The organism is Niveispirillum sp. GW835-FHT14G11 (assembly GCF_058793615.1).
In genome coordinates this window covers 1-12,261 of sequence record NZ_JBXAFZ010000013.1, presented here as the reverse complement: position 1 = coordinate 12,261, position 12,261 = coordinate 1, and the positions used below count along the sequence as shown (strand labels likewise).

The 12,261-nt window shown below is 67.6% G+C and carries 8 protein-coding genes; 2 read left to right on the top strand and 6 right to left on the bottom strand.

Annotated elements, in window-relative coordinates; genetic code table 11:
- Nucleotides 1-6: 6 nt before the first annotated feature.
- From AC1Q7F_RS22635 to AC1Q7F_RS22620, 4 genes are all read right to left on the bottom strand, one after another.
- Nucleotides 7-5,631 carry an SDR family NAD(P)-dependent oxidoreductase gene (locus tag AC1Q7F_RS22635; protein ID WP_492510812.1) on the bottom strand — a complete coding sequence of 1,875 codons (5,625 nt, stop codon included), beginning with the start codon at nucleotides 5,629-5,631 and terminating at the stop codon, nucleotides 7-9.
- Between the two features lie 20 nt (nucleotides 5,632-5,651).
- Nucleotides 5,652-6,716: a patatin-like phospholipase family protein gene (locus AC1Q7F_RS22630; protein ID WP_492510811.1), complete on the bottom strand. Its 1,065-nt coding sequence runs from the start codon at nucleotides 6,714-6,716 to the stop codon at nucleotides 5,652-5,654.
- 172 nt (nucleotides 6,717-6,888) lie between these two features.
- Nucleotides 6,889-7,113: a hypothetical protein gene (locus tag AC1Q7F_RS22625; RefSeq protein ID WP_492510810.1), complete on the bottom strand. Its 225-nt coding sequence runs from the start codon at nucleotides 7,111-7,113 to the stop codon at nucleotides 6,889-6,891.
- 59 nt (nucleotides 7,114-7,172) lie between these two features.
- Complete coding sequence (locus AC1Q7F_RS22620; RefSeq protein WP_492510809.1) at nucleotides 7,173-8,348, bottom strand: ArsA family ATPase; 1,176 nt, start codon at nucleotides 8,346-8,348, stop codon at nucleotides 7,173-7,175.
- 247 nt (nucleotides 8,349-8,595) lie between these two features.
- Between AC1Q7F_RS22620 and AC1Q7F_RS22615 the strand changes: the two genes are divergently transcribed.
- Nucleotides 8,596-9,375, top strand: coding sequence for a thioesterase II family protein (locus AC1Q7F_RS22615; RefSeq protein WP_492510808.1), 780 nt, complete (start codon nucleotides 8,596-8,598; stop codon nucleotides 9,373-9,375).
- Between the two features lie 26 nt (nucleotides 9,376-9,401).
- Complete coding sequence (locus tag AC1Q7F_RS22610; RefSeq protein ID WP_492510807.1) at nucleotides 9,402-10,358, top strand: patatin-like phospholipase family protein; 957 nt, start codon at nucleotides 9,402-9,404, stop codon at nucleotides 10,356-10,358.
- Here AC1Q7F_RS22610 and AC1Q7F_RS22605 read toward each other — a convergent pair.
- Together AC1Q7F_RS22605 and AC1Q7F_RS22600 are read right to left on the bottom strand one after the other, a co-directional pair.
- Nucleotides 10,288-11,262: a diacylglycerol/lipid kinase family protein gene (locus AC1Q7F_RS22605; RefSeq protein ID WP_492510806.1), complete on the bottom strand. Its 975-nt coding sequence runs from the start codon at nucleotides 11,260-11,262 to the stop codon at nucleotides 10,288-10,290. The genes AC1Q7F_RS22610 and AC1Q7F_RS22605 overlap by 71 nt on opposite strands.
- A 142-nt stretch (nucleotides 11,263-11,404) precedes the next feature.
- Nucleotides 11,405-11,896 (bottom strand): PAS domain-containing protein, encoded by a 492-nt coding sequence (locus tag AC1Q7F_RS22600; protein WP_492510805.1) that lies wholly within the window; start codon nucleotides 11,894-11,896, stop codon nucleotides 11,405-11,407.
- Between the last annotated feature and the right edge of the window lie 365 nt (nucleotides 11,897-12,261).

The window sequence follows — 12,261 nt, the reverse complement described above, 5'->3', positions numbered from 1 at the left end:
CCAAGCTCACGCCCTCCGTGCCGCCGGGGCGGCGTCCAGCTCGCGCTCCAGCAGCGCCATCAGGTCCTCATCCTCTCCGGCATCCACCGCCGGCGGTGGAGCGATCTGTTCAGCCAGATAGGCCGCCAGGGATGCGGGGCCGGGATGGTTGAACAGGTCGACCGGGCGGATGGTCATGCCCAGTGCCGTCTCCAGCCGCTGGCGCAGCGCCATCAGCATCAGGCTGTCGATGCCCAGCGCCCGGAAGGGCCGGGCCATGTCCAGGCCGGCCGCCGGCAGGCCGGCCACGGCGGCCGTGCTGGCCCGCACCAGCGCTTCCAGCCGCTTGCGCCAGTCGGCAACCTTACGGTCGAACGCAGGTTCCGCCACGGGTGACGGCGGCACAGGCACCGGGGATTTGGGTGGCAATAGCCGTGACAGCAGCGGTGCGGCGGCGGCAGCCGGATAGGCCTCTGCCCAGCGCTGCCAGTCCACGGCCATCACACCCTGTACAGGCTCGGCGGCCGGGTCCCCGTCCGGCATGGACAGCAGCCGTTCCAGACAGGACAGCCCCTCGCGGATGGCGATGGACCGCACGCCGGACGGCGCCCAGCCGGCACGCGCCGCCATGCCTGCCTCTTCCCAGAAGCCCCAATTGACCAGGGTCACCTTCTCCCCCGCCCGCCGCCGCTGCGCCGCGATCCCGTCCAGCGCCGCATTCGCCGCCGCATAGGCACCCAGCTGCGGGCTGTCGATCAGGCTGGAGAAGGAGGAGAACAGGACCAGAAAATCCAGGCCCAGCCCCCGTGTCAACCGGTCCAGCCACCAGCCGCCCTGCAGCTTCGCCCGCAACAAAGCCGCCAGACCCGCCTCGTCCAGCGCATCGACGGGCAGTTGCTGCATGACGCCCGCGGCGTGCACCACACCGCGCAGACGCGGACGGGCCTCAGCCGATGCCACCATCCAGGCCGTCAAGGCGGCGCGGTCCCCCACATCCAGCGCATCGACAGTAACGGTGACGCCGCGGTCACGCAGCGCCTGCACGGCATCGGTCACCGGGCCCTGCGCCGGCAGACCCGTGCGCCCTACCAGATCGATATGCCGTGCCCCCCGGTCAGCCAGCCATTGCGCCAGCGCCAGGCCCAGCCCGCCCAGCCCGCCCGTCACCAGATAGCGCCCGTCCGCCGCCAGGGCCGGCACGGCCACCGGCGCCAGCAAGGGACGCGGCGCCAGCCGGGCAGCCAGCGTCCGGCCGGCCCGCAACGCCAGCCGCGTCTCCCCGCCGCCGGCCTGCAGGGCGCGCAGCAGGTCCGCCGCCTGGGCCGATGCCGGCAGGTCGGGGTCCAGATCGACCATGCAATGCCACAGGCCCGGATATTCGGCCGCGATGGCCCCGCCCAGACCCCAGAGCGGGGCCTGCAGGGGCGCCAGCCGCTGCTGCCCGATCAAGGACCGGGCACCGGCCGTGATGATGGACAGGCGGGCGCCGGGCAGGGTGGCCAGCCGCGCCGCCAGCGACGCGGCATCCGCCAGGCCAGCCGCCACGCTGTCGGGATCGCCGGCCGGCAGGGACAGGGCCCGCAGGTCGATGACATGCATGTCGGGCCAGTCGCAAGCCGTCCGGGCCGTCGCCAGCCGCACGCTGCCGCCGGTCGCCGAAATATGGCCGGCCAGCGCCGCCGCCAGTCCGTCCCCATCGCCGACCAGCAGCCAGTCGCCGCCAGCCGCCGGGGCGGGCCGGTCGACAGGCTGCCAGTCCAGGCCGTAGAGACCAAGGGGGATGCGGGATGCCGCCGGGCGGGCGGCCGGCACATCGGGCCAGAAGCGGCTGCGCTGCCAGGGATAGGGGGCGGGCGGCAGGAAGCGCCCGCCGGCGGGATGCAGTGCCTGCCAGTCCGGTGACAGGCCCGCCGCATACAGCCGGCCCAGGGCCGTCAGCAGGGCCGGGACCTCCGGTGCATCACGGCGCAGGGTAGCCCCCACAAGGGCGCCCGTGCCGACCAGGCCCCGTTCCATGGCGGGCGCCAGCACGGGATGCGGTGTCACCTCCAGGAAGAATGTATCCCCACCGGCAAAAGCGGCAACCCCCTCCTGAAACCGTACCGGACGGCGCAAGTTGGACACCCAATAGGCTGCATCCATGGCGCTGCCATCCTGGACCGCCCCGGTGACGGTCGACAGCAGCGGCACCGCGCCCTTGCGGGGCGACAGGCCATCCAGCGCCGCCGCCAGTGGCTCCAGCAGCGGATCGACCTGACCGGTATGGGAGGCCACGTCGACACGCACCATGCGCGCGAATGCCCCCTCCTCTTCCAGCATGGCGACCAGGGCGGCCACGGCCGTGACGGGGCCAGCCACCACCGTATCCGCCGGCCCGTTCCAGGCCGCGACGCAAAGCCCGTCGGCCGACAGGAAGGCCCGGCGGCGCAGGCGGGCCAGTGCTGCCTCCGTCTCCCGCCCGCCCAGGCCGACCAGGGCCATGGCACCGCCGGCCCGGCCCTGGGCCAGCAGGCGGCTGCGGGTGCAGATGATGCGGGCGGCATCGTCCAGCGACAGGATGCCGGCGGTATGGGCCCCGGCCACTTCCCCCATGGAATGGCCGATGACGGCATCGGGCCGGATGCCCCATGCCGCCAGCTGCGCCGTCAGCGCCACCTGGATGGCGAACAGAAACGGCTGTATCGCGGCCACATCGTCATGGCGCGGATCGTCCGCCGGGGCCTGCATCAGGTCCAGCAGATCGGGTCCGCCCTGACGCGCCACAGCCGTCGCACACTCCAGCAGCGCGGCACGGAAGGCGGGCAGGTCCATCAGGCCCCGCCCCATGCCAGGCCATTGGCCGCCCTGGCCGGGATAGGCCAGCACCAGCCGCCGGCGCCCCGCCGTCACCCCCTGCCCGGCTTCCAGCCAGGCGGTGGCCGCCGCACGCAGACCAGCGGCATCGCTGGCGACCAGGGCGGCGCGTACCCCCTGATGACTGCCGCGCAGGGAACGGGTCCAGGCCAGGTCGGCGACGTTCCCCTGAAAATCCGCCAGCTGGGCGATACGGGTGCGCAGGGCTTCCGAACCGTGCGCGGAGACCGGTACCAGCACGGGGCGTGCGGCACGTGTCGGCAGGCGACCATGTTCGGCCAGATGGCGCAGGGTGGTGGACAGGGCGGCCGGGCCGCCATGGCCCCGTGCCAGGGTTCCCAGCACGGTGGCCGCACTTCCCGCCGATTGCGCGATGGCCCGGCGCAGCAGGGGCTGCGGTCCGATCTCCACGAAGATCGACACGCCTTCGCCGGCCAGGGCACGGATCGTATCGGCGAAGCGCACCGGCTGGCGCAGGGCCGTCCGCCAATAGGCGGCGTCGGGCACAGCGCCCGCGCGGATGGTGGACCGGAATTCATGGTCGGGCCGGCGCAGGCGCAGATCGCCCAATCCGGCCGTGAACCCATCCAGCACAGGGTCCAGCAGGCGGCTGTGATGGGGGACGGGCACCGCAACGCGGGTGGCACGCACCCCGTCGGCCAAGGCCGCTGCCTCCGCCGCCGCGACGGCAGCCGGTGCACCCGCCAGGACGGTCAGGCAAGGCCCGTTCAGGGCGGCAATATCCAGGTCCAGCCCATGGGCCGTAATCCAGTCGGCAGCGGCATCGGCGGCCAGCGCCACCTGCACCATGCCACCCTTGCCCGACAGACGCTGTTCGGCGGCGGCGCGGTGGCAGACCAGGTGGCAGCCCTGCGTCAGGTCCAGCCAGCCGGCAGCCACGGAAGCCGCCATCTCCCCCGTGCTATGGCCCAGGACGATGTCGGGCGTCAGGTCCCACTGCACGAACAGCCGCCACAACCCGACCTGCAGGGCGAATTGCATTGGCTGGGCGATGGCGGGTTCCGACGATGCCTCCCCCTCCGGTGCCGACAGGGCGCGCAGCACCGACCAGCCCAGCAGCGGTGCCATGGCTGCGTCGCATTCCTCCACGGCCCGGCGGAAAACGGGTTCGGCCGCCAGCAGGTCGCGCCCCATGCCGGGCCAGACCCCGCCGCTGCCCGTGAAGATGAAGGCCATCCGCCCGTCAGCCACCCCGTCGGCGTGCGCGGGCAACGGCACGGGATCGGCGGCGGGTGCCGCCTCCACAACCATATGCGCGTTCGACCCGCCAAAACCGAAGGCGCTGACCCCCGCCCGGCGGGTGCCGCGCCCTTCCGGCCAGGGGCAGCGCCGGTTGACCAGGCACAGCCCCAGATCGGCAAAGGGAATGGTGGAACTGGGCCGGTCGGCATGCAGGGTGGCGGGAATAAAGCCGTCCCGCAGGGCCAGCACGGTCTTGATCAGCCCGGCGATACCGGCCGCCGCTTCCAGATGTCCCAGATTGGATTTCACCGACCCGATCAGCAACGGCCGGTCGACGGGGCGTCCCGCCCCCACCACCGCGCCCAGGGCGCCGGCCTCGATCGGGTCGCCCAGCGCCGTGCCCGTACCGTGGGCCTCCACATAGTCGATGTCGGACGGATCGATCCCGGCCCGGCGGCAGGCATCGGCCAGCACGGCGCGCTGGGCGGCGGGGTTGGGGGCCGTCAGGCCGTTGCTGCCCCCATCGCTGTTGACGGCACTGCCGCGCACCACGGCCAGCACCTGGTCGCCATCGGCAAGGGCGTCGTCCAGCCGCTTCAGCGCCACGATGCCGCCACCCTCACCCCGGACATAGCCGTCCGCACCCTCGGCGAACGGCTTGCAGCGGCCGTCCGGCGACAGGCCCCCGAATTTCGACATGGCCAGCGTGCTTTCCGGCCCGCAGATCAGATTGATCCCGCCGGCCAGCGCCAGATCGCATTCCCCCGCCGCCAGGCTGGCGCAGGCCAGATGCAGCGCCGTCAGAGCGGACGAACAGGCGGTGTTGACCGCCAGCGACGGCCCCTCCAGCCCCAGCATATAGGAGATGCGCCCCGCCAGCACGCCATGGTCCTGGCCCGTGGCGCTGTGCTGGCGGAAATCCTCCAGACCCGGCGTGGCGATGCGGGCATAATCGCCCCACATGGCACCGATGAATACGCCCGACCGGCTGCCACGCAGGCCCTCCAGGGGCAGACCTGCAGCCTCACACGCCTCCACGGACAGTTCCAGGGCCAGGCGCTGCTGCGGGTCCATCTGCACCGCTTCCACGGGCGCGATGCCGAAATAATCCGCATCGAAACCGGCAATGTCCGGCAGGAAGCCGCCATGGCGGCTGTTCATCCGGCCCGGTACGGTACGGTCAGGATCGAACAGGGCATCGGCGTCCCAGCGGTCGGCCGGCACCGGGCCGACCGCGTCCACACCATCGTCCAGCAGCCGCTTGAAAGCCGCCAGATCGGGGGCGCCCGGAAACCGACAGGCCATGCCGATGATGGCCACAGGCACGGCGCGCGACAGCTTGACCGGCGCACGGCGGCCCGGCAGCGGCGCCTGCCCGTCGGCAACCAGCCTTTGCGTCAGGGCGGCGATGGTCGGACATTCCCAAAGCAGGGTGGGCGGTAATTCGCGGTCCAACACCCTGGCCATCTCCGCCACGATGGCCAGGGCGTTGGCGCTGTCCACACCCAGATCGTGGAAGCTGCGCCCATGGTCGATCCGGTCCGGATCGATGCCGGCATGGCGTGCAACCACCGCCGCGACGCGGCGTTCCAACATGTCGGCTTCCGCCCCCAAGGTCACGCCCCCTTGGCCGCGCCGGGGGCGCGGGGGCTGCGGGCGTTGCGGCGCGGGGATTGCACGCCGGCCGGTTCTTCGGCCTCTCCCCCATCTTCCATCCAGCCGGATGCCTCGATCCAGCGGTAGGTGGGGTCAAGGTCGGCGGTCTCTCCCAACAGCACGGACTTGCGGCGCAGCTGGTCGATGGGGCTGCCGGCGCCACCCCCGTGGCTTTTCGACGGCGTCACCACCTTTTCCGGCCAGGGATTCAGGCGGAAGAACCCGTCGCCGCCCAGCAGCAGGGCGCATTGCTCGGTGACCAGCTCCATGGGCGCGGAGACCACCATGTCGGTGAACAGGCCGGGATTGCCAGGCAGGAACAGCCATTCGCCATAGCCCCAGTCCAGATCGTAGCCCGCGATGGCCGCCACCCCCGCACCGGTGCCCACCGACAGCAGCCTTGTTTCCGGCAGCACCGCGCTGGCCACCACCCGCAGCCGCTTCACCTCATGCAACAGCATGCAGAGTGCTGGATTGTTGGCCACGACCCCGCCATCGACATAGCCCTGATAGATGGGAAAGGTGATGGGAAAGGCGCCGGTGCGCACGCCGATATCGACGGCCAGCTCATCTGCATCCTCCGGGTCACCACCATGGCTGTCGAACACCTTGGGCGCCCAGCCCCGATGGCCACCCGGCAATTGCGCATCCAATTTCACGGTGACCGCGACCACGCGGTGGTAAAGCTCCTTCAGGCGCCGATTCCCCAGCCGGGACCGCAGATACGCCTCCAGATTGGCATTGTCATAGATGGCCACCTTGCCAGCCAGGGCCCCCAGGTCACGCCACAGGCTGCTTTCATAGATGGGCGCCGTTCCGTCCCACAGTTCAAACGCATCGCCCAGACCGTTGGCCGGGTTCTCATGCGCCGCCATCAGCAGGGCGTTCATACCGCCCGCCGATGTTCCGGCAAACGCGTCGGCGCGCCCGAGGAATCCTGGGAACTTTTCCTCGATCCGTCGCAGCATGGTCAGTGTGGCCAGGGACAGCACACCCCCGCCATCCATCGACAATAGCCGTCTCATGCATGGCCTCCCTCAAAGTGACGTGAGCACACAGGGGAACAAAATGCAAAAGGGGAACGCTGCCATCCGCGATTCCCGCCGATGGCCCACCCAACGCGTGTGAAGGCGGTGACCCGCTTATACCGGCGGCATGCGCGTTCGGCTCATACCGCTGGCGGGCACATAGGGCGCCTTATTCGACCGTAACCTTGCGCGGGCGACGACCGCCCTCCAGCAGCTTCAGACGGCGATCGATCACCTGCTGATAGCCGGCCAGGATCTCCGACTGGGCCTTCAGATATTGAATCTCCAGGATCGACCGGGATTCCTCATCCAGCATCAGGGCGCCGTTCAAGCCGCTGACCAGATTGCCCAGCAATTTCCGCAGGCCACCGGCCTCTTCCTCGAAATCCTTCATGGCACATTCCTTCCTGCTGGTGGAACGCTGAGAGTATACACTCCCAACGAGAAAAAATCCTAGAACCTGATATGCAGAACACCATCGGCCATCTTTGCGCTCTGCACATCCTTTGACAGGACGGAGCGCGGCAACGGCACATGCCGCTTGAAGGTGCCGATGCGGATGGTCAGGTCTTCCTGATTGCGGCTGATATCCAGGTCGCTCTTGTCCACAAAGGGCAGCTTGATGGTCAGCAGATAATCCTCCCCTTCCTTGGTGAAGGTATAGGGGGCACCCTTGTGGTAGAATTGCGCCGGGTCGTCGCCGCTGAACAGGGCATCGGCCACGCGCTGCAGATTACCGACGCCGATCACCTCGTCATCGAACAGGGGCAGCGACACAGTCGGAACCGGGTCGAAATATTCACGGACTTCCTTGGCATAGACCGTCTGCGCCTTCACCCAACGCGAATAATAACCGTCCGGCGTATCGGGCAGCAGACGGTTGATGACGATTCGGTCCACCGCCACCCCGTACATGTTGAAATACATGAAGGCGCGCTGCGTCTCGCGGATCACCATCTTCTCCGCCTGGGTGACCAGGCGGACGCTGGTCGTCTCAGGGTCGACCAGCAGCTTGTCGACGCCGGTGATGCGCTCGAACAGCTGCATCATGGCGGTGAAATATTTCTCGTCGGGCAGCTTGTAATCGGTGAAGCGCTTGGCGATGGGACCGGCGAACCGCACGATGTTGCGGTCCACGTTGAAGCGCTTGCGCACATACCATTCGATGGTCGAGGTGATGGAAACGAAGCGCAGGCTCTCGCTGGTCGGCGGGCAATCCAGCACGATGACGTCGTATTTGCCTTCCGACATATACTTATTGACATACATCAGGGCGATGACGTCCTCCATCCCTGGAATGACCGCCACCTCCTCCGCGATGACGTCGGTCAGGCCGGAAGAGGTCATCAGCATGGCGAGATAGCGGTAGATGTCGCCCCAATGCTTCTCGATCTCCACCTGCACGTCGATTTCCTGGACGTCCAGGTTCTCCGCCGCGCGCACCGGTTCGCCGCCATTATGGTCGAACAGCCCGCGGGGCAGATCGAAACAGTCGAACAGGCTGTGCGCAAGGTCGAAGGAGACCACGATGGTGCGATGGCCCTTCTGCGCACAGGCCAGACCCGTCGCCGCCGACACCGTGGTCTTGCCCACACCGCCCTTGCCCGACATCAGGATGATACGTGGCATCTCTATCCGTTTCGGCGACGCCAAACGCGCCGCTTATGATTATTAAGACGGGCGCCCCGGAAAACGATTACCACGGGCGATTGGTTAATCCCCCTTAATCCATAGCGGCGGATAGGGCAAATGATTTATATATGCGCTGCACACTGGCAGGTGGCGGGCAGACTTTCCCTGCCTACTCCCCAGCTATATTCATTTTGGCTAGGCATGGTCCGGAATGACTTATTCGAATATTGCAAACGACCTTACATTGTCGAATGCAGCCCTACTGGGTGCCCAGACACCGTGGATCGTGCCCTGGCACCGGTCCGGGCAGGCCCGTGTGACGCTGGTGGCCTTTCCCCATGCGGGGGGCACCGCCTCCATGGCCAGACCCTGGCCTGCGGCATTACCGGGCTGGGTGGACGTTGTGGCGGTGCAATATCCGGGTCGGGAGACGCGAATCGGGGAAAAGCCATACAACCGTGCCATACCGTTGGTAGAAGCGATCGCCGAGGCCCTGGTGCCCACCCTTTCGGGGCCGGTCTGTTTCCTGGGCCATTCGATGGGGGCGCTGCTGGCCTTCCTGACGGCGCGGTACCTGGCCGCCGGCGGGCACCGGCCGCCCAACCATCTGATCGTGGCCGGGCGGCGGGCCCCCCACCTGCCCGACCCGTTCGAACAGGCGCATGCCCTGCCGCAGGACCAGTTCCTGGCCCGTCTGCGGCGAATGAACGGCACCCCTGCCGCCGTGTTCGACCATGCGGAGCTGATGGAACTGCTGCTGCCCATGCTGCGCGCCGATTTCGCGGTGAACGAGACCTACCGGCACGAGGATGACAGCCCCGCCCCCTGCCCGGTCACGGCACTGGGTGGCACGCGCGACCCGATGGCGCGACCCGACGAGTTGGAGGCATGGCGGGCACAGGCACCCCAGGGCTTGACCACACGCCTGTTCGAAGGCGACCATTTCTTCCTCCGCACCGCCCAGGCGGCGGTCCTGGAGCATGTGACGGACATCCTGTCCGGGCTGGCATCGCGTGCAAGCTGAAACAACCCGAGAACGACCGAGGCGTCATGTCGACCATCCGTATCCTGGCGCTTGATGGCGGGCCGCGCGGCCTGCTGATGAACAGCATCCTGCTGCGGCTGGAGAATGAGCGGCCGGGCCTGCTGGACAGTATCGACATCTTCGCCGGCACCTCGGCGGGCAGCATTTCCGCCGCGCTGATCGCCGCCGCCCCCACGGCGCGCGAGGGCGTGAAGAACGCCATCGAATTCTGGCGCCGCTGGCGGCCCTTCGCCCAGTCCAAACAGAAGAGTTCCCGCTCCTGGATGGCGCTGGCCGGGCTCAGCGCCTTCATGACGCATGCCTCGATCTACCGGAACCTGGAGGAGATGCTGGGCGACCGGCGTCTGTCCGACCTGCCGCGCAAGCTGCTGATCCCCAGCTTCTGCCTGGACAATGAGGCGTCCTTGCGCGAAAGGCGGCAATGGTCGGTGCGCATCTATCACAACCTGCTGCCCGAGCTGCTGGACGAGGATGACCGGGTGCTGGACATCTGCATGCGATCCAGTTCCATCCCCATGGTGCATCCCGTCTACCAGGGCCATATCGATGGCGGCCTGTTCGCCAACAATCCCGCCCTGTGCGCCGTGGTGACGGCCCTGGATTTCGAGGATACGAGCCTGCCGCAGGTCGAGGTCCTGTCGCTCGGCCAGGGCATCACCAGCACCTACATGCCGCTGACGCGCGGCGATGTCGGCTATGGCAAGTGGCTGCTGGACAAGGATAATCCCATCGCCATCATCAAGGTGGTGATGGAGAGCAACATGCAGGCCATCAATTACCAGTGCAGCCGCCTGCTGGAGGACCGGTTCATCCGCTTCGACCCCGTGCTGACCAGCGATGTCGAACCCGATCCCAAGCGTCCCTTCGCCGAGTATAACAACCGCCAGGAATTCATGGCGGCACAGCTGGACCTGCGGCAGGTGTTGAACCGGCTGGAAGCGGCAAACTGGCCGGCACGATGATCCGGCGGCGCTGTGGGTGCAGCGTCAGGGTGACGGGCAGCCGGGCCCCCAGATCGCCATCCAGCTGAACCGGGGCATCGGTATCCGCCGCATCCAGGGCCTCCAGCACCACCCGGCGTGACGGAATGATGCGCACATCCGGCAGCAGGTGTACCCGCCCGCGCAGTACGGCCAGCACATCGCGCAGCAGGGCGCGGCGGCTGGCCTGCGGGAACAGCACCACCTGCAAACTGTCCGACGCCAGATCGGCCTCGCGGGCCAGGATGAAGCGGCCGCCATAATGGCGCCCCTTGCACACCACCACCGACGCCGCCTCATAGTCACCGTCATCCAGGATGACACGGTAGCGGTGGCGGCGGAAGCGCAGCAGGCCCGCCAGACCAGCCAGGACATAGGCGCCCTTGCCGATGAAGCGCTTCAGCCGAAGGTTGGCGCCGGCCACCACGCGCGCGTCATAGCCGGCACCCGCCATCAACAGGAAGGCCCGGCCCCCACCGGTGCCCAGATGGATGCTGCGTTCCTGGCCGCCCAGCAGCGTATCCGCGATCGCGTCGATGCCCCCACCAAGCCCAATCTCCGTGGCGAAGACATTGGCGGTCCCCAGCGGGATCAACCCGATGGGCAGGTCGATCTCCGCGGGCAGGCCGTTGAACACGGCATTCAGGGTGCCATCGCCGCCGGCCACGATGATGGCATCCAGCGCCTCATGCCGCCCGACATCGGCCGCCAGCCGTTCAACCGCCTCGCGGCCCGCCGCCTCCTGCAAAAGCACCTCCAGCCCGGCCCGGCGCAGCCGGTCCAGGACAAGCACCATACGGTCGCGGCGGCGTGGCGCCAGCCTGGCATTGAAGATGACCAGCACCCGCCCAAGCGGTGTCCGGTCGACCGGATCGATATCCCCCACCCTGACATTCCCCCGCTTCCGCACCGCGCCACCCGCCATGCGGACATAATGGCAGTTCATCACAACTGACAAGCGTGACTGACAAGTGCTGCGGGATCAAGATACCGTGATGGGAGGGTCCGGAATGAATAGGGAAAATGCGTCAGGCCATCCGGGTGACGCCAATCGGCGCGGCCCTGGTGGGAATGGGCGCCCAGCCCTGCCCATGGAGGGGATCGATGCCACCGGCCAGGATCTCCGCTTCCAGAATGTGCAGGTGCTCCGCCGTTACGTCGGCAGCGACCTTGACCACCTTGCAGACACGGCCGTGCCGGTCGAAAACCGGGATATAGGCGCCGTGGAACCAGACCATCCGTCCCCCCTTGGCCAGATAGGGCGACCGCCGCGACTGCATCCGCTCGCCCAGGAGCAGCTTGTGCCAGAAGGCGGCATAATCACCGCCTGTCCCGGTGGCATCGTTCAGAAACATGCTGTGATGGCGATCCTTGATCTCGCCCCGTTCATAATCCATGGCGCGCAGGAAATTGTCATTGGCATCCAGGATCAGCCCGTCGGGCGTAAACTCGACGACACATAGCGCTGTTCCGGCCGCGGTGAATACGGCGTCGATGTCTTGCTTGCGACTGAACGACATGGCCCTCATCCTTCCCCCCGTCTCCGGAACATGGGCTTAGGATAGGACGATACTGCTGCCCCTTCAGCCTATCAGAAGGTTAGAGCCAGTCCAGATCGGGAGGTCCATCAGTATAGTCTGCGGTTGATGCCGCCATTACACGCATCGCATTGACCGATCATCATATGCTTTCGGTCAGGATTGCTCATTCATTGGGATCGCACAGGCGCCGACATGGCGTGAACCAGGGTTTCTGACGATGGGGCAATCGGTGCCATGGGGCGCCATAGACGACGTTCGGCTTGAGTTGGGTAAGCATCCGGCGTAGGCCCATTCAGGGTTTTGCCTTCCAATTCCATGGCAAGAGTTCGGCGATTGCCTTTGCT